The organism is Companilactobacillus tucceti DSM 20183, assembly GCF_001434665.1.
Classification (GTDB): Bacteria; Bacillota; Bacilli; order Lactobacillales; family Lactobacillaceae; genus Companilactobacillus; species Companilactobacillus tucceti.
The window spans coordinates 1-26,250 of record NZ_AZDG01000006.1 but is presented as its reverse complement, the minus strand read 5'-3'; the positions used below and the strand labels follow the sequence as shown (position 1 = coordinate 26,250).

The window sequence follows — 26,250 nt, the reverse complement described above, 5'->3', positions numbered from 1 at the left end:
TTTTTCGTAATTTTTATTGAGGTGATAATAATGTATGCAGCATTAAATGACGCAGATAAACTTATTTACGCAATTGAGGTGGATAGAATTGAACAATTCCGTTGTCCCAAGTGCCTAAAGGAAGTTAAGTTGATTCAAAAAAATGATACATCATATTTTCAACACTTGAATAAGAAGTTTAACGAAATAAATGAACGTGATATTCATAAATGTGGAAAAGATATTTTGGTGAGAGATTTTTCAGAGTTAGGATATCTCGATATAAAGCAGGAAGCGTTTTTGTCAGAAATCAAACAAAGACCAGATATAATGCTGGCTGATAATCTTGTTTTAGAATATCAATGTGCCATTATTAAAACTTCTAAATTAAAAGAGCGCATAGAGGGCTACAATAAACTGGGGATTAAGAGTGTCTGGATACTTGGAGGTAGTTATTTAAACAATAAGATACTGAAGAAACATCTCAAGTTTTTATCGTACGATAATAATTGGGGATTTTATTTGATCATGTTAGATTCAGATAAAAAAGTGTATCAATTATTTTATCAGATCAGATATGTGGGCCTATTTAATAAAATCATTTATAACAAGATCGAGTTTCGCACAGATGGAATAAGAGAATTGTTAAAATTCAAAACTGAATTTAAAAGTTATCCACCGATTAGAGTGGATGGTTATCAAATTAATAAAATAAGGAATATCCGTGGTGTAAAAGTGGATAAACTTAAAGAAAGTTTCTTTAATAAACATGAGAAAACTGTGGAAGAATTTTTATCTAGTAAAATCTTGCATTGCCAAAAACCAATATACAGCAATCATTATTGGAGAATAGTTTGTGGAGAAAAGCCAAGAAACTTGGAACAACCATTACTTTACAAAGGTATGAATTAAGTTTTTTTATGATTTTTGGTAAAAAAAAAGAACTTGCTCTATTGAACAAGTTCTAAGTAGAAACTAAAATTATCTTCTAAATTTATCTAAACTAATTACTGTACTGCTATTAATAGTAGGTTGTTCAGCAACTTCTGGTATAGCTGCTTCTAACATTGCTGTTAGATTACTATTGATGACTTCTTCAGATGTTTTACTTCCGAAATCATCGATCATTACGCCAGGTCTGTCTTCATTGTTTAAATCGAAGACAACAACTGTAGGCGCTTTGGTAATATTCATTTCAATCGCTAATTGCTGGTCTCTTTGAATACCTTGTTCGACGCATTCGCTTTGTTTGTCTTCCATTATAGCTTCGTAATCAAGCCCACTGTCATTGATGGCCACTTTGACTGATTCAGCATTAAAAGGATTATCCAAAACATTGATCTGTTCTTGTAAATTCATTAAGAAGTTACGAGCTTTCTTATTTCCCTGACAGGATGCTGCCTTATAAAGGCTAGCGGCTTCGTAAATATCTGTTGAAACTTTTGACCGGTTTTGCAGGTCACAAAGTTGATATCCTTTTAATTGCATATATTCATTAATTGTTTCCATGTTATTAGTGGTTACAAAGTGGTATTGAGTTTCAATATCGTGTTTTCTTGTGAAATCTATAATAGCTTGTTCAACTTTCAAGCAATACGAACACAAGGGATTAATATATAAGAATACTTCCCACATTTTGTTTCCCTCCATATCTCTAGCATAGTCATCATAACAGCAAACTTATAAAAGGTAAAATAATAACTCTATGGACCAATTTTGCTATTTAGATGAATCTTCAGGTGAATTACGATATATTTAAAGTGGTAAGGTGGGTTAATATGACAAGAATTAAATGGAACGAGTTTTTAATACCCTATTCGCAAACAGTCGACGAACTTAAATTGAAGTTTCGAAACTTACGAAAAGAATTTTTAGAGAAAAATGAGCATTCGCCAATCGAATTTGTAACTGGACGTGTTAAAACTGTCGATAGTATCAAAGAAAAGATGCGTCGAAGATATATTTCAGAGGATCTTTTAGAACAAGACATGCAAGACATTGCTGGTATCAGAATTCAGTGTCAATTTGTTGAGGATATCTATGATGTTGCTAAGTTACTTCATGCTAGAGAAGATATGCAAGTAGTTGAGGAACGTGATTATATTGCCAATAGTAAACCTAGTGGTTATAGATCATATCATGTTGTTATTGAGTATCCTATTCAAACTTCTAAAGGGCAAAAAAATATTATTGCCGAGATACAAATTAGAACTTTAGCCATGAATTTTTGGTCAACGATCGAACATTCATTGAACTACAAATATCGTGGTGATTTTCCAGAAGAAATAAATGAACGATTGAAACGAGCCGCTGAAGCATCTTTTATGCTTGATGAAGAGATGTCGAAAATCAGAGGTGAAATTCAAGATGCCCAACAATATTTTACGGATAGTAAAAGAGATATCAATAATTCTACGAAGGATAAAAATTAATGAAATTTTGGGTCAATAATAACAATAAGAAACAATCAGTAATTGCTGGCGATAAGATCAGGTCTAATTTAAAAGACTTGGGCTTAGAAGAGTATCGCCGCAGTCCCGATTTAGTAATTAGTGTGGGTGGTGATGGAACTCTTTTGAGTACCTTTCATGCGTATGCTAATCATCTAGATAAAGTTAAGTTTCTGGCGTTACATACAGGTCATTTAGGATTCTATTCTGATTGGACCGATCAAGAAATACCTGAACTAACACAGAGGATCAAAGAATATAAAGACAAAATCCCTTCAACAAGTTATCCACTGATCGATATTAAAGTTGAGAGTGAAGATGGTCGTTACTTGCATGAGATCGCAATCAATGAGGCTGTAGTAAGACGTTTATCGTCAATGACTATGAAGACTAGTGTTGATATAGATGGAGAATTTTTTGAAAGTTTTCGTGGAGATGGATTGTGCTTTTCAACACCAACTGGTTCTACCGCATATTCAAAAGCCATTGGTGGGGCTTTAGTACATCCTAAAATTAGCGTATTTCAAATGGTGGAAATGGCTTCTATAAATAATCGTGTTTATAGAACTATTTCATCACCATTGTTGATTCCTCACAACCAACAAGTTGATCTTTATCCACAAGTTGCAGATGATTATGTTATTAGTTGTGATGGGATTACGACAAAATTGATGAAAGTAAAAAGAATTTCAATTCGTTTAAATAGTCAACGTGCACAGTTTGCACAATATCGACATCGCCATTTTTGGACTAGAGTTGGGACAGCTTTCTTAGGTCAAGATGCAGAATAATCGCTTTTTAAAATTCATAATTCAAGAAACGGATAAAAAGATACTAAGGAAATTCTTGATCCAACACAATTTCTCTTCTAGTCAATTACATAATTTAAAAAATAAGGGCGGGCAAATCTACGTAAATCATAAACAGCGTCATTTTAATTTTAAAATGCAAACGGGAGACACCTTGTTAGTCGTTTTAAATAATGAGCAACCTTCGGATTTAATTGAGCCTATGGAAGGACAACTGGATGTTATTTATGAAGATAAGTATTTACTTGTAGTTAATAAACCACCGGGGCTAGCAAGTTTGCCTGCCAAAGCACGTTCGAGTAGGACTATGGCTAATGTTGTAAAATATTATCTTCAATCTAAAGAAGAGAATTCTTCAATTCATCTTGTTACTAGATTGGATCGAGAAACCTCGGGATTAATGGTCTTTGCTAAAAATTCTTATACTCATTCGCTTTTAGACCAAATACTTCATTCAGATGATTTTAAAAAGTATTATTTGGCTCTTGTATATGGTGAAGTTCAACCTCAAAACGGACTGATAGATTTGCCAATTGGTATTGATCCTAAGGCTTTTTATTTGAGATCAATCGATTATAAACTTGGCAAAGAGTCAAGGACAATCTATGAAACTGTTGAAAATTATGAAAATGACAGTATGTTGAAGCTTAAATTATTAACAGGACGAACACATCAAATAAGGGTTCATTTATCAGCTATAGGGCACCCGATCATTGGGGATGAAATGTATAGTTTAAAAAAGGACCCTCGGATAAATCGCCAGGCATTGCATTGTTATCAACTTCAAATTATTCATCCAGTTACTAAAAAGCTATTAAAATTAACGGCACCAATTCCTGAAGATATGGTATTGTTAAGGAGTGCGTTAAAGGGGTGAAAACAATGGATGAAAATGAAAAAAGACTGCAGGAAAAATTTACCCAGTTGAAAAAATATCTAGATAAAGGTGATAAAAAGCGATTTCGAAAAACCTATCTAGATATGCATTTTTATGACCAGAGTACTTTCTACCTAACCTTAAATAAAGATGAGCGCTTGAGCATCTATACAATTCTTGAACCAGATGAAATGGGAGACATGTTCGATACTCTTGAGGATGATCTACCAGAGATCCCAGAGTATTTGAATGAAATGAATTTATCGTATGCTTCTCAAATGTTAAACGATATGTATGATGATAATGCTGCTGATATTTTGGAACACCTAGATAAGGTAGAAGTAGACAGATTTTTAGGACAAATGCCTCGAGCGGATGCTAATAATCTACGTGGATTATTACATTATGATACAGAAACCGCCGGTGGTATTATGACTACCGACTACGTGAGGTTTCATGAGGATGAAACAGCTAAAGAAGCAATTGGGAATTTAAAGAGATTTGCCGAAACTGCTGAAACGATTTATTACTTGTATGTTTTAGATAATCATGACGATTTGGTTGGTGTAATGTCTTTACGTGATTTGATAATGTTAGACGATAATGCAACCTTAAAAGATCACATGAATTCAGATATTATTACAGTCAACGTTGATGCCGAGCAGGCTGAAGTTGCACAAGTATTTAGAGATTATGAATTCTTGGCAGTTCCCGTTTTAGACCATTCAAATCAAATGGTCGGAATTGTTACGGTTGATGATGTTATTGAAGTTATTGATGACGAATCATTGCAAGACTATTCAGGACTTGCCGGTGTTAGTGTTGATGAGACCGTTCAGGATAATCCACTTAAAGCAGCATCGAAACGTTTGCCATGGTTAATTACGCTATTATTATTAAGTATGATTACTGCTACATTGATAAATCATTATGAAGGATTATTGGCTGAAGCAAGTATTCTAGCAGTATTTATTTCTACCATAACCGGTACAGCCGGTAATGCTGGTACGCAAAGTTTAGCTGTGGCTGTCAGAAGACTAGCTGTTGAAGAAATAAATCGCAATGAGTTCTTTAAACTAGTTGGTAAGGAATTATTAACTGGATTTATTACCGGCGTTGTAACGGGTGCATCAGTATTGTTACTTGTTGGATTTTGGAAGCACAATTTCATTTTAGGGATGGTTATAGGGTTGGCAATGTGTGCCGCTATAACGGTGGCTAACTTAGCAGGTAGCTTAATTCCAATGCTAATGTCTAGCTTTGGATTTGATCCAGCCGTTGCAAGTGGACCATTTATTTCAACTCTAAGTGATTTAACAAGTGTATTGATTTACTTCAGTATTGCAGGTATGTTTTTACAGTCATTTGTTGGTGCATGAATATTAGAAGAGTGTGACAAAAGGTGGTTTGCCACCGGAATATAGCCTAGAACCATGAATGATTGGTATCATCAATCATTCGTGGTTCGTAGCTATATGGAGGTTGCAACCTTTTGTCGCACGTTTAAGCAGCATATTTAAAAAAAATAAAAAAGGACCAACTATTTCAAATTCTGGAATAGTTGGTCCTTTTTATCTATAAATTATGCCAAATCAATCAAACGTGTACCGTGCAATTCTTTAACACCTAATTTAGATGCAATTTCATCACAATTTTCATATGTAACTCCACCACCAGGTAGAATCGTAATACGACCATCAGCGTAATCAATTAGTTGTTGGAGGCTATCTAAATTATCCATGATAGGAATTTCAAATGGTCCACCATGAGTAAGAATACGATCAACGTCATGGTCAGCTAGCCAATCGATGCTTTCCTTTTGTTTATCAGATGATATATCATCAAAAGCCATATGGAAGACTACTTGCATACCAGAACTTGCAGCAATCAATTGTTCCATAGCATCTTCATCAATTTCTCCTTCTTGTGTTAAAGCACCAAATGTAACGGCATCAATACCCAATTTTTGGGCTTCAAACAAGTCTGTTTCCATCATTTTGATTTCTAAGTCGTTATAGACAAAATTGCCACCACGTGGACGGATCATTTCAACTAATGGAATTGATTTTTCTTGGAGATATTTACTACTTTCTTTAAGAACCCCCAAACTTGGAGTAGTTCCACCTGCAGATAAATTGTCATTTAATTCAATACGATTAGCACCAGCCAAAACAGCTTGAGGAATATTAGTAAAGTTTTCTAAAGCAATTTCTTTAAAAATAATAGTCACTTCTTTCATTAATTTTTTTCATAAAAAAAACGCCAGATGGCGTTCTATACAAAAGCTTTGAAGAATCCAAAGTATAAGATAACAATAACAGCTAGGATAATTCTATACCAACCAAAAGCCTTAAAGTCGTTATGCTTAATGTAGTTCAATAAGAACTTGATTGAAACATAGGCTACAACAAACGATACGAAAGTACCGATAAGTAGGATAATAGCTTGGCTAGATGTGAATGTGTTTCCATTTTTAAAGTATTTCAAAATCTTCAATAAACTAGCTCCAAACATTGTTGGAATAGCAAGGAAGAATGAAAACTCAGTTGCTACAAATCTTGAGGTACCAATAGAAATACCACCTAAGATAGTTGCACCAGAACGTGATGTTCCGGGAACTAATGACAATACTTGGAAAAGTCCGATTTCAAGAGCTGTCTTATATGAAAGGTTATCGAGATCAGTTACTTGTGGACGTTTGTTTTTAAAGTAGTTCTCAACGATGATGAATAAGATACCATAGATCAAAAGTGTTGCAGCAATTACTTGCCAGCTTGTTAGATGAGCATCCATCCAATCATTTAGAGGAAATCCAATTACAACTGATGGAATGATGGCTACTAAAACTTTAAACCAAATGTTCCATGTTAACTTTTTTTCGTGACTAGATTTTCTTGGTGAAAATGGATTAAGTTTGTGAAAATAAATTAAGATAACTGCTAAGATCGCACCAAATTGGATAACAACCATAAACATGTGAATAAATGCAGCAGATTCATTCAATTTAACAAACTCATCGGCTAAGTATAAATGTCCAGTCGAACTGATAGGTAGAAACTCAGTAAAACCTTCGATAATACCCAGAATAATAGTTTTTATTATTTCAATGAACATTATAAAATTTTCTCCTAAAATTAATTAAAACTAGATAAAGTGTACACATACACACTCTGGAATAGCAATATCATCTTCAAGAATTGTTAAAATTCCTTTTTTTGAATTTCTCTTATATAGGGTTAAGTTATCACTATCTTGATTAGCTGCAACCACAAAGTCTTGTGAAGGATCGATATCAAAATCTCTTGGACCTTTTCCTTTAGTTTTGATAGTGTCAATTTTCTTCAAACGTGAACCGTCAGAATCAACTGAGAAAATAGCGATAGTATTTGCACCTCTAGTTGAAGCATAAAGAAATTTACCATCATTACTTATACGGATTGCAGCGGTTGTATTCTTTTTCTCATCCTTAGCAGCATCAACTTCATCAACTAAAGTTAAGCGGGAATATTTTGGATCATATTCAAGAACTAAGACTTTTGACGAAAGTTCACATGCAACATAGACATATGGTTCTGTAGGGTTAAAGACTAAGTGTCTAGGAGCATAGCCACTTGGAACTATATAATTATTCAATAATTTAGGATTTTTAGGATCTTCTAGACCGTAGATGTAAATACGATCAGCTCCATAATCACAGATAATTAATTTGCCATCTGGAGTTAAAGCACTGAAATGAGGTTTTGATTGATCTTGTTCAGGTCTTGGACCAGAACCTTCAAAATTTAAAGTAGCGTAATTTTCTATTTTGCCATCAGTTGACAAGTGGTCAACTTTTACTTTGCCTAAATGGAAGTATGAACTAAAAATTAAATTACGACTGGCATCAAATTTTACATAAGAAGGGGAAGTGTTTTCTGAAATATCCTCGTCTAATAATTTTGGATCAGAATTGATATCATAGACTGCAATTCCACCTCTACCGTCTTTTTTTAATAGTGTGATCAATTTTAAATCATTTGTGACATCCACATATGTTGGACTATCAATTTTAATTAAAGGGGTTGGTTCTGATAGACTTTTGGAATCTGTATCTAGTTTTGCCTGATATATTCCTTGACCTTTATTGGTGTAGCCACTGAGTAGCACCTTTTCTAACATTTATAATTACCTCCAAACTATTGTATAGTATACATTATAAATGCAGTAAACCAATTATTATGAAGAAGTAAATAGGTGATAAATATGAGAGAATCTCCCAAAAAAGATAAGAGTTTATTTTACAGATGGTTTTTGAATAATCAATTAACAGTTATTCTATTGAACATTTTTTTGGTATTTTTAATTGTTTTTCTCTTTTCAAAAATAAAATTTGTTTTCACTCCAATTAATCAAATTTTAGGTATAACAATGCCTCCAGTAATACTGGCATTAGTCCTTTATTACTTAATAAATCCCTTGATCAATGTACTAGAAAATAAATTTCATGTTAAACGAGTTATTTCTATTGCATTTGTTTTCATTATTATAGCGGCGTTATTAGTTTGGGGAGTAATGTCACTGATTCCTTTTGTTCAAAATCAAATTGATTCGTTAGTTAAAAATTGGCCGCAATATTGGGATTCACTTAATAAGAGTTTACAAGACCTATTTAAAGATCCTAAACTACATGTTTTCAAAGATCGTCTAGCAGATGCTAATGCAAAGTTCAGCGCTAACTTTGAAAAATCTATCGATCATGTATTGCCTCAAACGTTTAATAATATTAGTTCGGCTCTGAGTGTTGTAACTAATGTAATAATTATTTTACTTACTGCACCTTTCATATTGTTCTTTATGTTAAAGGATGATAAGAAGTTTAAGAAGTCTGTTGTAAAGTTCGTTCCTACAAGATTGCGTCCTTCGGCTGAGGATATGTTATCTGAAATGAGCCAATCTCTTAGTTCATATATCACTGGACAACTTACCGTTGCATTTTGGGTAGCGGTAATGTTCTTTGTAGGTTATCTGATTATCGGTCAAAGGTATGCATTAGTTCTTGGAATTGCCGCCGGAATTTTGAATTTAATACCATATATTGGTTCAACTTTAGCCTTGATCCCGTCATTAGTTATAGCCGCTTTTGTAGCTCCAGCGATGGTAATTAAGGTATTGATCGTATTTATAGTAGAACAAACAATAGAAACTCGTGTTATTTCACCAATTATCGTAGGAAATAAAATGCAAATGCATCCAGTGACTACAATTTTAGTTTTACTAGTATCAGCTGGTATGTTTGGCTTAATTGGGATGATTGCCGGTATTCCAATATTTGCCATCTTAAAGATTATTTGTACTAGAATATTTAATTGGTTTAAACGCAATTCAACTTGGTATGACGAACAAGATATAAAAGAGTTGCAGGAACCAAAGGATAATAAAAATATCGAGAAATAATCATAGTTTATTCAAATTTATATTGTATAGCGCTAAATTATCGTCTATAATGTTTATAAACTTTGTGGTTATTTGTTTTTCTCAGAAGTCGTTTTGACAAAAGCAAGTAAATTGACGGGTTTAACTAACGCATGTCCTTGCTGTGAGTGTCACCGAGGGTATGCGTTTTTTTAATTCAAAGGAGTAGAAAATGACTAATCATATTGTATTGTATCAACCACTTATGCCAGCTAATACTGGAAATATTGCCAGAACTTGTGCGGGGACGAATACTAAACTTCATTTAATAAGGCCACTTGGATTCAGCACTGATGATGCTCATATGAAACGTGCTGGATTGGATTATTGGGACAAAGTAGATATTACTTATCACGATACTTTGGATGATTTTATGAAATCTATTCCAGATGATAAGTATCTGTACTTGATTACTAAGTTCTCTGATGAAGTCTATAGTGATCGAGATTTTAGTGATACTTCTGTTGATCATTATTTCTTATTTGGTAAGGAAACTACTGGATTACCTGAAGATTTCATGCGTGAAAATCCTGAAAAATGTTTGAGAATTCCAATGAGTGATAATATTAGAGCATTGAATTTGTCTAATAGCTGTGCTTTAGTAATTTATGAGGCAGTACGCCAACAAAAATTTGCTGGTTTAGAATTATCTCATCATTATGAACACGATAAATTAGATTAAAGGGGTATAAACATGAAGACACTAAAGGGACCTGTAACAGTAAATTCATTCCATTATGATGTTGAATCACCAACAGCAGATGCAAAGCAAGATTTACACATCTCAATTGATCATCCTGATTTGAAAGATGAACAGGGAAAACCAATGGATGAAAGTAAAGGGAAGATATTTCAAGTGATTATTCCATTTGATATTCATCCAGAAGGTGCACCTTTTAAAGTTTCTGGTTTGATTGGACAAGTTGTTCAACTAACAGACTTTCATGGGAATCCAGATGATCTTGAACCAAAGGATGTTCAAAAAATTTCTCGTCCGGTTGTTGAGTATATTGAAACCTTGACATATCAAGTAACAGCGGTTACCTTAAACCAAGGAATTTCCTTGAACTTTACAGCTCATTCAGAGATCAAACCTGATGAACAGCCTGAAGAGAAGAAAAATAAGGATAAATAATTATTCGAGTTTGGGAGAAATGGTCCCAAACTTATTTTTTTACTCAAAAGGGATTTTTGTATTGGAAATAATGTATAATTTTTATTGAGTAATTGAGAGTTAGTGAGGTTTCTATGGCAAGAAGAAAGGCGAAGACGACGCCTAGAAAAACAACAGCAAAATCAACCAGAACAACCAAGAAAAAGAAGAATGATAATGGACGCTTAGTTAAATCTATTATCAGTTTGATTTGGATAGTTTTATCCGTTCTTGGTTTATTTAAGTTTGGAATGGTTGGAAGTTTTTTTGATAATGTTTACCGTATTTTCGTTGGTGATAGTTATCCAGCATTGATATTGATCAGCATTTTTATCGGAGTATTTATAATTGCTACGGGCAGGGTTCCTGTAATGACTCCAAAGAGAAACTTTGGTTTTCTTTTTACGTACTTAGGAATACTGCTAGCTTTGCATGCAATTCTTTTTTCAAATTTAGCCCTTTATCATAATTACAATATGATAACGTGGAATATTTTATCGACCGATATGGCAAAGTTCTCTGTTGCGGAATCAGTTGGTGGCGGTATGATAGGTTCTTATCTATTTAGCCTATGTATGCCATTATTCTCTACGTGGGGAACATATTTTATTATTTTCCTGATGATTTTTATAGGCATTTTAATGTTATTCAATGTAACGATGAAACAAGTTGGAATTGTATTTACTAATATTTTATTGCACTTTAAACATGTTTTGTCTAATACCAAAGAATCTTTATCAGGTGGTTACAATAATTACGTAGATAATCGTAGTGAAAAGAAAAAAGCTGAACCTAAAGTTGAAAAAACAGTTGAACGCGATGATGACAAATTCCAAGATGTAAATAGTTTTGCTAAACCTAAGAAAGAAGAACCGGAAGCTGAATTTCATATTGATGTTCCAAGTCAATCGTCAACTGCTGATTCTAGTTCAGTTAAGTCAAATAATGATCAAGCACAAGTTGTAACTAATCCTCATACAGTTGGCGATGAAAAAGACTTACCAACGCCAATAAGTTATAAGGCATCAGATAATGATGACTACAAGTTACCCAGCTCAGATCTTTTAAAACAAATTCCACAAGTTGATCAAAGTGGAGAAGTTCAATTAATTGATGAGAATAAAGATAAATTAAAACAAACCTTCAAGAGTTTTGGAGTCAATGTAGAAGTCAAAAAGGCTAGTCTTGGACCAACTATTACTAAATATGAAGTCCAGCCTGCTGTCGGTGTCAAAGTAAGTAAGATAGTTAACTTAGCTGATGATTTGGCATTAGCCTTGGCAGCTAAGGATATAAGAATCGAGGCTCCAATTCCGGGTAAATCATTTGTTGGTATTGAAGTACCTAATAAAACTATTTCTACAGTTTCCTTTAGAGATATTACAGAAAATCAAAAAGATAAAACTCATCCACTGATAGTTCCTTTGGGGAAGGATGTTTCTGGTAATATAATTGAAGCTAATATCACTAAAATGCCCCATTTATTGATTGCTGGTTCTACTGGTAGTGGTAAATCCGTTGCCATAAATACTATTATTACTGGTATTTTAATGAAGGCTAAACCAAATGAAGTAAAATTAATTTTGATTGATCCAAAGATGGTCGAGCTAAATGTTTATAACGGTATACCTCATCTCTTGATCCCAGTTGTTACCGATGCAAGAAGAGCAGCTGGTGCCTTACAAAAGGCAGTTAAAGAAATGGAACGACGTTATAAATTGTTTGCGGATACTAATCACCGAAACATAGGTGAGTATAATGCAGATGTTGACAAATTTAACGAAACAGCGGATAAAGACAAACAAATGGAACGTTTACCATTTATTGTCGTTATTGTTGATGAGTTATCTGACTTGATGATGGTTGCTGGTCACGAAGTTGAAGCAGCAATTGTTAGATTGGCTCAAATGGCTCGTGCCGCTGGATTACATATTATTATTGCTACACAGCGTCCGTCAGTTGATGTTATTACTGGTTTGATCAAAGCCAATATTCCTTCTAGAATGGCATTTGCGGTGTCTAGTGGAGTTGATTCTAGAACAATTTTAGACTCAGTAGGTGCAGAGAAATTGCTAGGTCGAGGCGATATGTTATTCCAGCCAATTGGTAAGAGTAAGCCAGTTCGTATACAGGGAGCGTATATTTCTGAATCAGAAGTTGAGAACGTTGTTAACTTTGTCAGTGAACAACAATCAGCTGAATATGATGAAGATATGATACCAACTGATATTGAAGAAAATAGTGGTAATGGAGATACACCTAATGATGAGTATTGGGATGATGCGGTCGATTTGATCGTTAAACAACAGTCAGCGAGTGTTTCAATGTTACAACGTCGATTCCAAATCGGGTACAATCGTGCCGCACGTATGGTTGACCAAATGGAAGAAAAGGGTATCGTTGGACCATCGGAAGGTAGTAAACCAAGAAAAGTATTATTAACACCAGAACAGTTAGATGCAATTAAGAAGAATCAGGTGAAAAAGTGAAACAAGAAATCGCTAAAAATGTAGTTTTAAATATAGATCCTATTAAAAAATTTAGAACAATTAAAATCCAAATTGATTTTTTACGTCCGCTAAATAAAGAAGAAACGACAACAAGAAGACTTTTGGCTAATGTTTTATCTAACTCAACTAAGAGTTATCCAAGTTTTAGGGCTTTAAATGATCGTGAAATGGAGCTATATGGTTCAGAAATAAATGTATATACGAGAAATTTACTAAACCTCAATGATTTAGCTTTTAGTATTGAGTTTGCTGATCCCAAATTTTTACTTAATGGTAATGATCTGTTAAAAGAGAACATTGATTTATTGAGTAAAATAATTTTTGATCCCAATTTAAAAAATGACCATGAATTTTCAGATGAATCATTTGATACAGAAAAGCGTAATCTAATGTCTAATTTATCGTCAGTAGATGATAATTAAGACCTCGTTAGTATGCTTAAGCTGTCCAGCTTGATCCATCATGATAATCCGGATAAACAAGTTCCTATTTTTGGGGATATGGTTCATTTAAATAAATTAACCAATCAAGACCTTTTTGAGCATTATAAAAAGACTATCCAAGAAGACATGATAATCATCAATGTTGTTGGTGATGTGGACGATAAAGAACTTTTAGATGCTATGGATAATAGCGCTATGTCGTCATTTTTAAAGAATGCTCGTCAAGATAGAAAAATAACTTTTGATCAATTCAAAAATTTAATTGATCATCCATTGAATCAAGAAGAGCACAAACATATTAACCAAAGTCGCTTGGCTTTAGCGTACGTTACCGACAAGACAGATCCTTCTGTAAGTCATCTAGCTCCTCAAGCGATGAATCTTATTTTGGGTGGAGACGACCAGTCGAAATTGTTTTTACAAGTTAGAGAGAAAAATAGTTTGGCATACTCTGTTTCTAGTATGTATCATCCAATAAGTCATTTATTAACAATTCAAGCGGGTCTTGATGCTAAAACAGTGGATCAAGCAATGGATTTGATCAATAAGCAAATTTCCTTTGTTAAAGAAGGACAGTTTACACAAGCACAAATTGAGCATGCTAAAAAAGTATTATCAACTCGTCGTAAGATAAGTTCTGATTCGATTCAATATTATATAATGCATAATATTTGGGAGAATATTTATCCTAAATCATTACTTGATGATGAGCATTATCAAGCTGAATTAGATAAGCTAGATAAAGATCATATTATTAAGGTTGCTCAAGGGATTCACGATATTGCCCAATATAGGTTGATTGGAGATTAGAATGGCAGAAAAATTACAAAAATTTTCTAAGAAATTAAAAAATGGATATCAAATAGAAGTCGTTAATTTACCTGGATATAATCAAACGTACGGAGTTGCAATGACTAACTTTGGATCGGTTGATATCTTATTACCCAATCAACAAAAACTGCCTGCTGGAATCGCTCACTTTATTGAACATAAATTATTTGCTAAACCAGGTTACGATATTTCAGAGAAGTTTGCTGAATTTGGAGCTAATTCCAATGCGTATACTAGTTACACTAAAACAGCCTATTTGTTCCAAACATTGATCAATCCTTACGATAATCTAAAGGTATTGCTAGATTTGATCCAGCACCCAAACTTTACTGAAGAAAATGTTGCTTCCGAAAGAGGAATCATTGATCAAGAGATACAGATGTATTTGGATATGCCAGAATGGGTTTTGGAACAAAGAATTTTAAACCAATTGTATCCAGGTGATCCTATTGCTGAAGATATTGCTGGAAGCAGTGAATCACTTCAAAAAATCAATTATCAAAACCTTTTAAAGACTTATCAAGGCAATTACCGTCCAAGTAATATGGATTTAGTTATTGTTGGGGATGTGGATACGGATAAAATCGAACAGATTGTATCTGAATCTGACTTCTCTGCTTCTGGAGCTGTTCCTGCTATCGAAGCTAAGACTATGTCTCCTATAGGTAAAGGTGGATCTGAAAAAATGGAGATCAGTCAAGGAAGATCTTCATTTGGAATAAGAATTGACACAGACTTACGAGGAGCAGATTTAGTTAAACTACAATTTGAACTAAATATGATCATGGAAACTCTAGTTGGAGAATCATCGATTAATTATCAAGAATTAACAAATCAAGAAATAATAGATGATAGTTTTTCTTATAATGTGGTTGCAGAAAATGACTATTGCTTTATCATAATTAGTGGGTCGACTAATTATCCTGAAAAGTTTCAACAATATTTACAAAAACATCTTTCATATGAACAATTTGATAAAGTTCTCGATGATAAAAAATTTGAAAGAATTAAACGTGATGCAATAGGTGCATATTTGTTTGCTCAAAATTCACCTGATGCGATTGCTAATCAAATGGCTGAGCTTTATTTCTATAACGTTAATTATTTAGAGTTGATTCATTTGATCGATTCAATTACTCAAGAGGATGTTCTAAGAATTGCTGAAGATTCATTGAAAGAAGATAATTACACCTACTACAATCTTTTACCTGATAGGACATAATTATGCATGCATTGATCTTAGGAAGTTCAGGCGATATCGGAACAAGTATCGCTAAACAATTAGCGCAGAAAGGGTGGTCACTCTATCTGCATTACAACAGTAATCAAAAACGAGTAAGTAAATTGATTACCGAGTTACAAGAAGAATATCCAAAACAAGAATTTATACCTGTCAAATTTGATATGGTCAACGATAGTGTTTCTGTTTTGACAAAACAGTTATTTACTCTTGATGCAGTTGTATTTGCACAAGGTAATACTTACTACAAGTTGTTGGTTGATATTGAAGAAGAAGAAATTGACAGTCTATGGAAGATACATATCAAATTGCCAATTTTGATTCTGAAAGAACTCCAAGATAAATTAGCAGAGTCTAAGTCAGGACGAGTAGTCTTTATTGGTTCGATCTATGGTAAAATCGGCTCAGCAATGGAGGTAGTTTACAGTACAGTAAAAGGTGCTATGTCATCATTTGCTGACGCCTATGCTAAGGAAGTAGCTTCATTAGGCATTTCTGTTAATGTTGTTGCCCCTGGAGCTGTAGACACTAAGATGAACCAAGAATTTTCGAGTGAAGACTTGGAAAATATTCGTGAAGAAATTCCGGCAAATAGATTAGCCAAGCCAGATGAAATTGCTGATTTGGTTGGTTATTTGGTTAATATGAAATCGAATTATTTAACAGGACAGACGATTTATTTTGCTGGGGGCTGGCTGCTATAACGTTGCTAGTGCTTCATTAATAAGATATATTATAGATAATAAAATTAGTTAATCGGTGGTAAAAAATGGACGAAATTGGCCAAAAATTAAGAAACGCAAGAATTAAAAAAGGATATACAATTGATGACTTACAACAAGTCACAAAAATCCAAAAGAGATATTTAATTGCAATTGAAGAAGGACAATTTGATCATTTGCCCGGCGATTTTTATGTGCGTGCTTTTATTAAGCAATATTCAGATGCGGTTGGTATTTCTAGTGATGATTTACTTGAAGAATACAAATCAGAAATTCCTGATTCTCAACCAAAAGAACCAGTTCAAACTTCTGAAAAGAACAGTACACGTGCAATCAAAGAAGATTCAACACCATTTTTCTCAAAACTCGGTAACTACATTCCTCAAATTATTGTAGGAATAGTTATTTTAGTTATCATCGGTGTTATCGCTTATGGAATGATCAGTAAGAGTCAAAATGAGTCTAAAGTAAATATTCCTCAAGATAATACTGAACAAACATCTAAGAAGACTTCTTCTAAAAAATCAGATAAAAAGAAAGCGGCTAAGAAGAAAACTAGTTCAAAGAAAACAGCTGCTAAAAAGTCAACAGAATTAAGTGTTAAGGAATCTAGCACTGATGGTACTTACACAATTAAAAACGTACCTTCAGATGGTGTAAATGTAGTTGTTACTGGTAAGAGCGGTCAAGCTTGGATTCAATTTTCAGAGGGTTCAAGTACAACATGGCAACAAGCTCTTAGCTCTGGTGAAAAGAAGTCAACTAAGGTTTCAGCAGATACAACAACATTTACCGTTCAAACTGGTAATGTTAACCACACAGAAATATCAATTGGTGGTAAGGATGTTAACTTAGGTAAAGTTGGCAGTGATGAATCAATCGTTAAAACATTAACCTTTAATATCGAAAAGTAATACTTTGATCTAACTAAAAAAATCTCGTTATTTGTTAAATGGCGGGATTTTTCTGGTGTTATACATTAGTTAATTTTTTCACACTATAATTTGTCGGAGGGATTTATCATGGTTTGGAATGTACCGAATAAACTTACAATGTTACGTATCATCTTGATACCGATTTTTATTATTTTATTGGCGTTCAATTTTGCTAATTGGGGAGATATTTTCTTGTTTGGAACATTGATCCCAATGAATCATTTTATTGCTACTTTAGTATTTATTTTGGCATCATTGACTGACTTAGCTGACGGAAAGATTGCTCGTAAATATCATCTTGTCAGCAACTTTGGAAAGTTTGCAGATACATTAGCTGATAAAATGCTTGTTATGACAGCATTTATTTTCTTAGTTGAAATGAAAATGGCTCCTGCTTGGGTAATTGCTATTATTGTCTGTCGTGAACTTGCTGTTACTGGATTAAGAATGATCGTTCTTGAAGAGGGTGGCAAAGTTATGGCCGCTCAAATGCCAGGTAAGATCAAAACAACAACACAAATGATTGCAATTATTCTTTTGTTATTACATAACGTATTCTTTGAAACGTTTGGATTCCCTATGGGATTAATATTCCTATATATTTGCTTATTCTTTACTGTATATTCAGGAGCAGATTACTTTATTCAAAGTAGAGATGTCTTTAAAAAATAAAACGTAATTTAGAGATGAGGACAATGGATAATACTGAAAAGATATTAAATGAAATTGATCAAATAAAATTTAAAGATTATATACCTGAAGAGTTTTATTATTTACCTCATAACGTCGTTACGGCTCTCAAAAGGAAAAATTTATCTATCACGGCGGCTGAGAGTTTGACTTCGGGGATGTTTCAATCAACAGTTTCTCAAGTTCCAGGTGCCTCACAAGTATTTAGTGGAGGATTTGTAACTTATTCTGATGACGTTAAATCAAAACTTTTGGGAATCGATCCTAAATTGATTGAAGAGAATACTGTTGTCAGCGCACCAGTTGCAAAAGCTATGGCTCAACAAGCAGCCAGAGTTCTCCATGCAGATATTGGAGTTGGACTTACAGGTGTTGCCGGTCCTGATGCTCTGGAGGGCAGTCCTGTTGGAACAGTATTCATTGGAGTTTCTAACAGTTTAAGTAATAATGTAAGAGTTAAAGAATTTCATTTTAGTGGTGATAGAAATTCTATTCGTTTAAAGTCAGTGGTTGCTGCCTTTGTCCTCGTTGAAGAGATTATTTAAGTTGACAAACATTTGTTCGCTTTTTTCTTGCTTTTTTTTGGAATTACTAATAATATATCTAGTGATGAATGCATTAGGAGGAAGACAATTTGGCTAATGATGAAAGACAAAAGGCGCTTGATAAAGCCCTAAAAAAAATCGAAAAGGATTTTGGTAAGGGTGCTATCATGCGTATGGGTGATGACTTGGATATGCAGATCCAAGCAGTTTCCTCGGGCTCTTTGGCACTGGATAATGCTTTAGGAGTTGGTGGATTCCCACGTGGTAGAATCGTAGAAATCTATGGCCCTGAAAGTTCTGGTAAAACTACTGTAGCGTTACATGCTGTTGCCGAAGTACAAAAACAAGGTGGAACAGCTGCTTATATTGATGCTGAAAATGCTATGGATCCAACATATGCAACAGCATTAGGTGTTAATATTGATGATTTGCTACTATCACAGCCTGATACTGGTGAACAAGGATTGGAAATTGCCGATGCGCTAGTTTCCAGTGGAGCTGTTGATATCGTTGTTGTCGATTCTGTTGCGGCTTTAGTACCTAGAGCTGAAATTGATGGTGACATGGGTGACTCTCATGTTGGTTTGCAAGCTCGTTTAATGTCTCAAGCTTTACGTAAGTTGTCAGGAACAATTAACAAAACTAAAACAATTGCCTTATTTATTAATCAGATCCGTGAAAAGGTCGGAGTTATGTTTGGTAATCCTGAGACAACACCTGGTGGACGTGCATTGAAGTTCTATTCCACCGTCAGACTTGAGGTAAGACGTTCTGAGCAAATTAAAGATGGTTCAGATGTAATTGGTAACCGTACTAAAATAAAGGTCGTAAAGAACAAGGTAGCCCCTCCATTTAAAGTGGCACTTGTTGATATTATGTATGGACATGGTATTTCTCAAACAGGTGAGCTTGTTGATATGGCTGTCGAAAAAGACATTATCAATAAGAGTGGTTCATGGTATTCATATAAAGAAGACAGAATTGGTCAAGGACGTGAGAACGCTAAGAAATTCTTAGCTGATAATCCTGAAAAGATGGCTGAAATTCGTAAAAAAGTACGTGATGCTTACAATATGGATGGTAAACCTGAAGAAGAATCAGATAAAAAAGATGATAAGTCTGATAAAAAAACAGATGATAAAAAAGAAGCTTCAACTGATTTAAAATTAGATGTTGATAGTAAAAAATCATCTAAGAATTCTGGAGAAGAGACCAAATAGGTCTCTTTTTTCTTTTTAATTGATTGACAGGGATTATTTATTCTATAATATAGTGTTGTATGTAAAAATAATGTAACAGGTCGTTATTTACAAACAATTAGGTATTATAAAATTGGAGGTGATGGCATGCATGGTGCTATCATAACCTTCTCTTTCGCATTAATAACATTAATTGTGGGGGTATTCTTTGGCTATGCTTTTTGCAAAGACTCCTATGAAAAAAAACTTTCACAAGCTAGACAAACTGCTGACGATATTGTTTCAGATGCTCATAAAGCCGCTAAATCTTTAAAGAAAGAGACTTTACTTGAAGCAAAAGACGATATTCATAAGTATCGAGAAGAACAAGAAAATGAGTTGAAAGAACGTCGACAAGACATTCAAAAACAAGAAAATCGAGTTCTTGAAAGACAAGATATTTTAGATCGTAAAGATCAATCTCTTGAAAAAAGAGAAGAGAATATTGAAAAAAATGAAAACGATATTTCAGCTCGACAACATAAACTTGATGAAAAGAATAAACAATTGACCGACACTCTTGATGAACAAAAGGCGGAGTTAACAAGAGTAAGTAATTTAACTCGTGAACAAGCTCGAAAGATTATTTTAGATAATTTGAATCAGGAATTGACACATGAACGTGCTACAAAGATCAAAGAAAGCGACGAACAAGCAAGACAATATGCTGATAAAGATGCAAAAGCCTTGATTGTTGCTGCTATTCAAAGAAGTGCTGCAGATACTGTTTCAGACTCTACAGTAACAACGGTTACTCTACCTAATGAGGATATGAAAGGTAGAATAATTGGTCGTGAAGGTAGAAATATCAGAACGATTGAAGCTCTTACTGGGGTAGACTTAATTATTGATGATACTCCTGAAGCTGTGGCTTTGAGTGGATTTGATCCAATAAGACGTGAAATCGCACGTATGGCACTTGAAAAGTTAATTGAAGATGGACGTATACATCCAGCTAGAATCGAAGAAATGGTAGACAAAGCCCGTCGTGAGATGGATGACCATATTCGTGAGGTTGGGGAACAAACTATTTATAGTTTAGGTATCAATTCAATTAACCCTGATTTAATTAAAATAATTGGACGTATGAAGTACAGAACGAGTTATGGTCAAAATGTTTTGAGTCATTCAATTGAGGTAGCAAAATTATCCGCCGTAATGGCTGCCGAGTTGGGTGAAGATGTTATGTTAGCAAAACGAGCAGGTTTATTACACGATATAGGTAAAGCTATAGATCGTGAAGTTGACGGATCACACGTTGAAATTGGTGTAGATATCGCAACTAAGTATAAAGAACCAGAAGTAGTTATTAATACAATTGCTTCACATCATGGTGATGTAGAACCAACTTCTCTAATCGCAACTATCGTGGCTGCCGCAGATGCAATTTCTGCTGCACGTCCAGGGGCAAGATCAGAGTCAATGGAGAACTATATTCACCGTCTTGAAAAACTTGAGAACATTGCCAATAAGCATGAAGGTGTTGATCACAGTTATGCAATTCAAGCTGGTCATGAAATTAGAATTATGGTTAAACCAGAGGAAATTTCAGATGATCAAGCAGCAATTTTATCTCGAGATGTCAAAAATGAAATTGAAGATAACCTTGAATATCCTGGTCATATTAAGGTCACGGTTGTTCGAGAAGTCAGAAAAGTTGAATTAGCGAAATAAATAGGGGGTCTGTAACAGTTGTTGCAGTCCTTTTTTTGTTACAATGGCAGTTGGGTATTTAAATACCGAGAATAGATATTGTATAATTGTAATATTAATTAGAAAGTGAGTTTCAGGGTATACCAAGTATGTTTAGTGTAATAGTAAAATTATTTTTAACGATGATATTGTCTGCTGCAATAACACCCTTTGTAGTTAAACTTGCTTATATTTTAGGGGCGGTTGATAACCCTAATGCTCGTCGAGTAAATAAAAAACCAATGCCAACTATGGGCGGATTAGCAATCTTTATAGCTTTTACGTTCTCTACATTTGTTTTATTGCGAAATCAATTTCCAAGTCATGAGTTATTTAGCGTTTTTTTAGCTGAATGTATTATTATTTTGACAGGTATAATTGATGATATACGTGAGTTGTCACCTAAAGCTAAAATGGGTGGAATCTTTGCTGCTTCCTTGGTTATTTACTTTTTAGCCGGCATCAAGATGAATGAAGTCGTGTTACCGATCTTTGGAGCATTTAAGTTAGGTTGGTGGAGTTTCCCAATAACTATAATTTGGATTTTGGCGATTACTAATGCTGTTAATCTAATTGATGGGTTAGATGGACTAGCGACTGGGGTTTCTATAATTGCCTTATTCACCATGGGAATTGTCGGATATTTCTTCTTAAATATGACAAATGTTTATGTTTCGATTTGGGTTTTTGCAATGGTTGCATCCCTACTAGGATTTCTGCCACATAATTTCCATCCGGCAAGTATCTTCCTAGGAGATACCGGGGCCTTGTTTATAGGATTTATGATTGCAGTATTTTCTTTAAAGGGTCTTAAGAATGTCACATTTATTACAATGTTGATTCCGGTAGTTATTCTTGGAGTTCCAATTACAGACACAGTTTATGCCATGTTAAGAAGATTCTTGAATAAAAAACCAATAACGCAAGCTGATAAACATCATTTACATCATCGACTTATGCAATTAGGCTTGTCACATCGTCAAACAGTATTAGTTATTTATGGTTTGGCTTTGGTTTTCGCTTTTATCTCACTACTTTACCCACTTTCTACATTGTGGGGGAGTGTCTTGTTAACAATAGGTGTTTTGATAGGATTAGAGTTATTTGTTGAATCTATTGGATTGATTGGTGATAATCGACAACCTCTCCTTCATGCAATTCAAAAATTTGTAAAAAGAATGGAAAAAAAGGACTAAGCCTAGGCTTAGTCCTTTATTGGTACTTGCTTAAATTCTTTAGTTGTTTTCTCAAATGAGATTTGATTTTGAAATTGATCTCTTATGTCTTGAATCAACTCTTCTTGCTCACTTAAATCCAAAAAGATATTACATTTCACGTCGGTAGAGAAACTTTTATCTTCCAACGTGATTTTTTGATTTTTAGCATAATTTTCAAATTTGTCATATAGGTTATAAGGAATCGATAAAGAATATCCTTGTTGAATCCTATTCTCTACCAGCCCGATTTCTTTAATTGCATCAGCTGTTGTTGAAGAGTACGCCCTAATCAAACCACCAGCACCGAGTTTGATCCCACCAAAATATCTAGTGACAACGACTGCTACATTTTCTAAATTATTTTGTTGAATAACATTTAAAATGGGGGATCCTGCGGTACCACTTGGTTCACCATCATCTGACATTCTTTCTATTTTGACATTTTCTAAAACGATGTAGGCAGTGCAATTATGTGTGGCGTCTTTTTCTTGTTCACGAATTGTTTCAATAAATTCCTTTGCTTCATCTTCTGAATTCGTTTGGGCAATATTAGCTATAAAACGAGATTTTTTAATATCTTTTTCAAAACTTCCATTCGTTGCTATTGTTCGATAATTTTGCAAATGATCATTTCCTTTTCGTAATTTTAGTTATGAATAATTTAAATGAATTTTTAGGTGGACGAATCTTAGATTTAAAGAGTGTAGATGAGATAACTGTAAAGCAATTATTAGATTTGGGAGGAGAAGTGGTCCCAGCTTTTTATAAAAAAGATAAACATGAGTATTGTCGCAGATGTTTATCTAAGATCGATTCCAAAATCAATTATTGTAGAAGTTGTTTAGGGATGGGGAAGATAACAAGAGAAGATCAGCTATTAATTAGTCCTTCAGAGGCTTATTTTGAATTTCAGGAAAGCCCAATGATGTGGGATGGTATATTAACTCAATTACAGGAAAAAGCTTCCCAGGAGCTTATTAATGCATTTTATCAGAATGACGATCACCTGATTTGGGCTGTAACTGGTGCTGGGAAAACTGAGATGACATTTCCATTGATATCAGAGATTATTAAATCTGGTAAAAGAATTGCACTCTGCTCGCCAAGAGTTGATGTTTGTATCGAATTATTCCCAAGGATAAAGGCTGCATTTCCCCAAACCACGATAGGTCTGTACCATGGTAAAAGTGAAGAATCATATCAAATCACACAAATTATGATTGCCACGATACATCAATTGATACGCTTTGAAAAGGCCTTTGATGTATTGATCGTTGATGAAGTGGATTCTTATCCATTAGCGGGAAGTTCTATGTTACAAAATGCCATTATCAAATCCGTTAAGGTTATTAATAGTATTTATTATCTTTCCGCAACACCGCCTAAGGTATTGTTAGATAAGGTAAGAAATAAGCAACTTGGTATGTCTAAATTATATCAAAGATTCCATGGTCATCCCTTGCCTGAACCTAGGTGTCATTTACTTTATAAGTCCACGACCTTTTTGAAAATCAATCCGATGATTCAATTTACGGTTAAAAAATTAATAAAAAGAAATCAAAGATTCATGATGTTCTTTTCCAATATTCCCCAAATGCTTTATTTTGAAAAATATTTAAAATTAAAATTCCCTCAATTAGAAATGATCAGTGTTAGTTCAAAAGATGATGATAGACTCTCAAAAGTTCAACAATTTAGAGATTTTAAAAAACATGCCATTTTGACGACTACTATTTTAGAACGAGGAGTTACTTTTAAAAATGTTGCGGTCATCGTGATCGATGCTGATGCTAGTGAATTTTCCAAAACTGCTCTGATTCAAATAGCGGGGCGTGCTGGGAGATCTGCAGATTCTTTTGATGACGAAGTTCACTTTTACTATCAAAATTATAATAAGCAGATCAAAGAGGCTTGCAATGAAATTAAATACTTAAATTGGTGTGCAAAAAATGTCTAAGTGTCTTTATTGCAATAATGATTTTTCATATAACTTAACTATTAAAGAAATATTTAGTTTTAATCCGATATTTGAGGATAATTTATGTCAACTTTGTCGAAACCAATTAAAACCATTATCCTCCACTAATGGATGTTCCCGCTGTTTTAAGCCTGAAATTAAGACAATTTGCGATGATTGTCGTTTTTGGGAGGATAAATATAACATAATTAATTGTCATCAGTCTTTGTTTGGGTATAATCAGTTCATACACAATTATTTTAAGAAGTATAAAAGGTATGGAGATATTTTATTAGCAGATCTTTTTTTGAAAGACTTGCTGACTTGGTCTCAATCAAATAAATTTGATTTAATTACATATATTCCAGCTAGTAAAAGTCATCAAGAATTGCGTGGATTTGATCCAGTTTGGGAAATGTATCATCGAGTTTTTGAATTAACACCTTTATTGATAAAAGTGGATGCCGACAAACCTCAAGCTCAGAAAAATCGAAGCGAAAGATTGAATACTCCGCAAACTTTTAGGTGTATTAACGATCAACTTTATTCTAGTGAAACTAAGGTTTTGCTGTTAGATGATATATATACCACTGGAAGAACAATTTTACATGCAAAGATGGCTCTAAATGCAATCGGTTTAACAAATATTTATACTTTTTCATTATCTAGATAGTGAAAACGTTGTCACATTGCCGATAGAATTATATAATTGAATAGAAGAGTTGATTAAGGCTCTAATATTTCCTACTCATCGGAAGGAGAGATTTTTATGTTAACAATTAATGTACGTGGCGAAAATATTGAAGTAACTTCAGCAATGCGTGAATATGTTGAAAAAAGATTATCCAAGATGGAAAAATATTTCAGTGATGGGAGTTCTCCTATTGCTCATGTTAACTTGAAGACTTACCCTTCAAAGGGAACAAAAGTTGAGGTAACTATTCCACTACCATACATGACATTGAGAGCCGAGGAAATCAATGACGATATGTATGCCGGTATTGATTTAGTAATTGATAAACTTGAAAGACAAGTTAAGAAATTTAAGACACGTGTAAACCGTAAGGGACGTGAAAAGGGCAGCATCAAAGACATTCCATTAGATGCAGTTTCACCTGAGGACACTAAAGAAGACGAATCAGAAATCGTAAGAACAAAGCGTCTATCATTGAAACCAATGGATGCCGAAGAAGCTGTTTTACAAATGGAAATGCTTGGACATGAATTCTTCATCTTTGAAGATGCAGAAACAAATGGAGCAAGTATCGTTTATAAACGTAATGATGGTAAATATGGTTTGATCGAAACAAACGAATAAGTTTCACCAAGAGTGTGACAAAAGGTGGTCTGCCACCGTAACATAGCCTAGAACTACTGATGATTGATAGCATCAATCATTTGTGGTTCGTAGCTATGTGTAGGTTGCAACTTTTTGTTACACGTTTAGACAAAGGGGCTGTGACAAAAGTCCTAAGAAAAAAGATCAGAACGTGGAAATCGTAAGATTTCCC

The 26,250-nt window shown here is 33.9% G+C and carries 27 protein-coding genes; 22 read left to right on the top strand and 5 right to left on the bottom strand.

The window, feature by feature from the left end; genetic code table 11:
- Positions 1–30 precede the first annotated feature (30 nt).
- Complete coding sequence (locus FC72_RS03845; RefSeq protein WP_057764964.1) at positions 31–891, top strand: competence protein CoiA family protein; 861 nt, start codon at positions 31–33, stop codon at positions 889–891.
- Positions 892–960: 69 nt separating this feature from the next.
- Here the strand turns inward: FC72_RS03845 and FC72_RS03840 are convergent, their stop codons facing one another.
- Positions 961–1,614 (bottom strand): DsbA family protein, encoded by a 654-nt coding sequence (locus FC72_RS03840; protein WP_057764962.1) that lies wholly within the window; start codon positions 1,612–1,614, stop codon positions 961–963.
- Between the two features lie 143 nt (positions 1,615–1,757).
- On the opposite strand from FC72_RS03840, the gene yjbM reads away from it, so the two are divergent.
- Genes yjbM through mgtE form a run of 4 tightly spaced genes read left to right on the top strand, consistent with a single transcriptional unit; the run spans position 1,758 to position 5,494 of the window.
- A complete protein-coding gene (gene yjbM / locus FC72_RS03835) occupies positions 1,758–2,411 on the top strand; it encodes a GTP diphosphokinase (protein WP_057764960.1) in 654 nt (217 codons plus the stop codon).
- A complete protein-coding gene (locus tag FC72_RS03830) occupies positions 2,411–3,220 on the top strand; it encodes an NAD kinase (protein ID WP_057764958.1) in 810 nt (269 codons plus the stop codon). The genes yjbM and FC72_RS03830 overlap by 1 nt, the downstream gene beginning before the upstream one ends.
- Positions 3,210–4,115, top strand: a complete 906-nt coding sequence (locus tag FC72_RS03825) for an RluA family pseudouridine synthase (RefSeq protein ID WP_083480741.1) — start codon at positions 3,210–3,212, stop codon at positions 4,113–4,115. The genes FC72_RS03830 and FC72_RS03825 overlap by 11 nt, the downstream gene beginning before the upstream one ends.
- Positions 4,116–4,120: 5 nt before the next feature.
- Complete coding sequence (gene mgtE, locus FC72_RS03820; protein ID WP_057764956.1) at positions 4,121–5,494, top strand: magnesium transporter; 1,374 nt, start codon at positions 4,121–4,123, stop codon at positions 5,492–5,494.
- Positions 5,495–5,697: 203 nt separating this feature from the next.
- On the opposite strand, the gene FC72_RS03815 is transcribed toward mgtE, so the two are convergent.
- The 3 genes from FC72_RS03815 to FC72_RS03805 are packed head-to-tail and all read right to left on the bottom strand — an operon-like array spanning position 5,698 to position 8,273.
- Positions 5,698–6,336 (bottom strand): copper homeostasis protein CutC, encoded by a 639-nt coding sequence (locus tag FC72_RS03815; RefSeq protein WP_057765093.1) that lies wholly within the window; start codon positions 6,334–6,336, stop codon positions 5,698–5,700.
- Between the two features lie 53 nt (positions 6,337–6,389).
- Positions 6,390–7,229, bottom strand: coding sequence for an undecaprenyl-diphosphate phosphatase (locus FC72_RS03810; RefSeq protein ID WP_057764954.1), 840 nt, complete (start codon positions 7,227–7,229; stop codon positions 6,390–6,392).
- A gap of 30 nt (positions 7,230–7,259) precedes the next feature.
- Positions 7,260–8,273, bottom strand: a complete 1,014-nt coding sequence (locus FC72_RS03805) for a lactonase family protein (protein WP_057764952.1) — start codon at positions 8,271–8,273, stop codon at positions 7,260–7,262.
- Positions 8,274–8,357: 84 nt separating this feature from the next.
- Here FC72_RS03805 and FC72_RS03800 point away from each other — a divergent pair, with 84 nt between their 5' ends.
- The 14 genes from FC72_RS03800 (at position 8,358) to FC72_RS03740 (ending at position 22,761) form a co-directional block, all read left to right on the top strand.
- Positions 8,358–9,548, top strand: a complete 1,191-nt coding sequence (locus FC72_RS03800) for an AI-2E family transporter (protein ID WP_057764950.1) — start codon at positions 8,358–8,360, stop codon at positions 9,546–9,548.
- A gap of 190 nt (positions 9,549–9,738) precedes the next feature.
- Positions 9,739–10,248 carry a tRNA (uridine(34)/cytosine(34)/5-carboxymethylaminomethyluridine(34)-2'-O)-methyltransferase TrmL gene (gene trmL / locus FC72_RS03795; protein ID WP_057764948.1) on the top strand — a complete coding sequence of 170 codons (510 nt, stop codon included), beginning with the start codon at positions 9,739–9,741 and terminating at the stop codon, positions 10,246–10,248.
- A gap of 12 nt (positions 10,249–10,260) precedes the next feature.
- Positions 10,261–10,701 (top strand): DUF1149 family protein, encoded by a 441-nt coding sequence (locus FC72_RS03790; protein ID WP_057764946.1) that lies wholly within the window; start codon positions 10,261–10,263, stop codon positions 10,699–10,701.
- Positions 10,702–10,814: 113 nt separating this feature from the next.
- Entirely contained in the window at positions 10,815–13,208 is a 2,394-nt protein-coding gene (locus FC72_RS03785) for a DNA translocase FtsK (protein ID WP_057764944.1), read from the top strand.
- The gene (locus tag FC72_RS10990; protein ID WP_235805142.1) at positions 13,205–13,651 is read left to right on the top strand and encodes a peptidase M16 family protein; all 447 of its coding nucleotides are present in this window, start codon (positions 13,205–13,207) and stop codon (positions 13,649–13,651) included. Before FC72_RS03785 ends, FC72_RS10990 begins: the two co-directional genes overlap by 4 nt.
- Positions 13,652–13,663: 12 nt before the next feature.
- Positions 13,664–14,482, top strand: coding sequence for a M16 family metallopeptidase (locus FC72_RS10985; RefSeq protein ID WP_235805141.1), 819 nt, complete (start codon positions 13,664–13,666; stop codon positions 14,480–14,482).
- 1 nt (position 14,483) lies between these two features.
- Positions 14,484–15,725 (top strand): EF-P 5-aminopentanol modification-associated protein YfmH, encoded by a 1,242-nt coding sequence (gene yfmH, locus FC72_RS03775; RefSeq protein ID WP_057764942.1) that lies wholly within the window; start codon positions 14,484–14,486, stop codon positions 15,723–15,725.
- Positions 15,726–15,727: 2 nt separating this feature from the next.
- Positions 15,728–16,447: an elongation factor P 5-aminopentanone reductase gene (gene ymfI, locus FC72_RS03770; RefSeq protein ID WP_057764940.1), complete on the top strand. Its 720-nt coding sequence runs from the start codon at positions 15,728–15,730 to the stop codon at positions 16,445–16,447.
- 65 nt (positions 16,448–16,512) lie between these two features.
- Positions 16,513–17,379: a helix-turn-helix domain-containing protein gene (locus FC72_RS03765; protein WP_057764938.1), complete on the top strand. Its 867-nt coding sequence runs from the start codon at positions 16,513–16,515 to the stop codon at positions 17,377–17,379.
- A gap of 108 nt (positions 17,380–17,487) precedes the next feature.
- Positions 17,488–18,072: a CDP-diacylglycerol--glycerol-3-phosphate 3-phosphatidyltransferase gene (pgsA, locus tag FC72_RS03760; protein WP_057764936.1), complete on the top strand. Its 585-nt coding sequence runs from the start codon at positions 17,488–17,490 to the stop codon at positions 18,070–18,072.
- Positions 18,073–18,095: 23 nt separating this feature from the next.
- Positions 18,096–18,635: a CinA family protein gene (locus tag FC72_RS03755; protein ID WP_057764935.1), complete on the top strand. Its 540-nt coding sequence runs from the start codon at positions 18,096–18,098 to the stop codon at positions 18,633–18,635.
- Between the two features lie 89 nt (positions 18,636–18,724).
- Positions 18,725–19,855: a recombinase RecA gene (recA, locus tag FC72_RS03750; protein ID WP_057764933.1), complete on the top strand. Its 1,131-nt coding sequence runs from the start codon at positions 18,725–18,727 to the stop codon at positions 19,853–19,855.
- A 126-nt stretch (positions 19,856–19,981) separates the two neighbouring features.
- Entirely contained in the window at positions 19,982–21,547 is a 1,566-nt protein-coding gene (gene rny / locus FC72_RS03745; protein WP_057764931.1) for a ribonuclease Y, read from the top strand.
- Positions 21,548–21,675: 128 nt separating this feature from the next.
- The gene (locus tag FC72_RS03740; RefSeq protein ID WP_057764929.1) at positions 21,676–22,761 is read left to right on the top strand and encodes a glycosyltransferase family 4 protein; all 1,086 of its coding nucleotides are present in this window, start codon (positions 21,676–21,678) and stop codon (positions 22,759–22,761) included.
- An 8-nt stretch (positions 22,762–22,769) separates the two neighbouring features.
- Here FC72_RS03740 and FC72_RS03735 read toward each other — a convergent pair whose 3' ends face one another.
- A complete protein-coding gene (locus FC72_RS03735) occupies positions 22,770–23,405 on the bottom strand; it encodes a YigZ family protein (RefSeq protein ID WP_057764928.1) in 636 nt (211 codons plus the stop codon).
- A gap of 29 nt (positions 23,406–23,434) precedes the next feature.
- Between FC72_RS03735 and FC72_RS03730 the strand changes: the two genes are divergently transcribed.
- The 3 genes from FC72_RS03730 to hpf all read left to right on the top strand — a co-directional run bounded on the left by FC72_RS03730 (position 23,435) and on the right by hpf (position 26,057).
- Entirely contained in the window at positions 23,435–24,739 is a 1,305-nt protein-coding gene (locus FC72_RS03730; protein WP_157051097.1) for a DEAD/DEAH box helicase family protein, read from the top strand.
- Between the two features lie 307 nt (positions 24,740–25,046).
- The gene (locus FC72_RS10980; protein ID WP_235805140.1) at positions 25,047–25,412 is read left to right on the top strand and encodes a ComF family protein; all 366 of its coding nucleotides are present in this window, start codon (positions 25,047–25,049) and stop codon (positions 25,410–25,412) included.
- Positions 25,413–25,508: 96 nt separating this feature from the next.
- Entirely contained in the window at positions 25,509–26,057 is a 549-nt protein-coding gene (gene hpf, locus FC72_RS03720; RefSeq protein ID WP_057764922.1) for a ribosome hibernation-promoting factor, HPF/YfiA family, read from the top strand.
- The last annotated feature ends 193 nt before the right edge of the window (positions 26,058–26,250 follow it).

Coding starts and splice junctions, on each gene's coding strand:
- FC72_RS03845 (WP_057764964.1), top strand. CDS start 31: ATGTATGCAGCATTAAATGACGCAGATAAACTTATTTACGCAATTGAG.
- FC72_RS03840 (WP_057764962.1), bottom strand. CDS start 1,614: ATGTGGGAAGTATTCTTATATATTAATCCCTTGTGTTCGTATTGCTTG.
- yjbM (WP_057764960.1), top strand. CDS start 1,758: ATGACAAGAATTAAATGGAACGAGTTTTTAATACCCTATTCGCAAACA.
- FC72_RS03830 (WP_057764958.1), top strand. CDS start 2,411: ATGAAATTTTGGGTCAATAATAACAATAAGAAACAATCAGTAATTGCT.
- FC72_RS03825 (WP_083480741.1), top strand. CDS start 3,210: ATGCAGAATAATCGCTTTTTAAAATTCATAATTCAAGAAACGGATAAA.
- mgtE (WP_057764956.1), top strand. CDS start 4,121: ATGGATGAAAATGAAAAAAGACTGCAGGAAAAATTTACCCAGTTGAAA.
- FC72_RS03810 (WP_057764954.1), bottom strand. CDS start 7,229: ATGTTCATTGAAATAATAAAAACTATTATTCTGGGTATTATCGAAGGT.
- FC72_RS03805 (WP_057764952.1), bottom strand. CDS start 8,273: ATGTTAGAAAAGGTGCTACTCAGTGGCTACACCAATAAAGGTCAAGGA.
- FC72_RS03800 (WP_057764950.1), top strand. CDS start 8,358: ATGAGAGAATCTCCCAAAAAAGATAAGAGTTTATTTTACAGATGGTTT.
- trmL (WP_057764948.1), top strand. CDS start 9,739: ATGACTAATCATATTGTATTGTATCAACCACTTATGCCAGCTAATACT.
- FC72_RS03790 (WP_057764946.1), top strand. CDS start 10,261: ATGAAGACACTAAAGGGACCTGTAACAGTAAATTCATTCCATTATGAT.
- FC72_RS03785 (WP_057764944.1), top strand. CDS start 10,815: ATGGCAAGAAGAAAGGCGAAGACGACGCCTAGAAAAACAACAGCAAAA.
- FC72_RS10985 (WP_235805141.1), top strand. CDS start 13,664: ATGCTTAAGCTGTCCAGCTTGATCCATCATGATAATCCGGATAAACAA.
- yfmH (WP_057764942.1), top strand. CDS start 14,484: ATGGCAGAAAAATTACAAAAATTTTCTAAGAAATTAAAAAATGGATAT.
- ymfI (WP_057764940.1), top strand. CDS start 15,728: ATGCATGCATTGATCTTAGGAAGTTCAGGCGATATCGGAACAAGTATC.
- FC72_RS03765 (WP_057764938.1), top strand. CDS start 16,513: ATGGACGAAATTGGCCAAAAATTAAGAAACGCAAGAATTAAAAAAGGA.
- pgsA (WP_057764936.1), top strand. CDS start 17,488: ATGGTTTGGAATGTACCGAATAAACTTACAATGTTACGTATCATCTTG.
- FC72_RS03755 (WP_057764935.1), top strand. CDS start 18,096: ATGGATAATACTGAAAAGATATTAAATGAAATTGATCAAATAAAATTT.
- rny (WP_057764931.1), top strand. CDS start 19,982: ATGCATGGTGCTATCATAACCTTCTCTTTCGCATTAATAACATTAATT.
- FC72_RS03740 (WP_057764929.1), top strand. CDS start 21,676: ATGTTTAGTGTAATAGTAAAATTATTTTTAACGATGATATTGTCTGCT.
- FC72_RS03730 (WP_157051097.1), top strand. CDS start 23,435: ATGAATAATTTAAATGAATTTTTAGGTGGACGAATCTTAGATTTAAAG.
- hpf (WP_057764922.1), top strand. CDS start 25,509: ATGTTAACAATTAATGTACGTGGCGAAAATATTGAAGTAACTTCAGCA.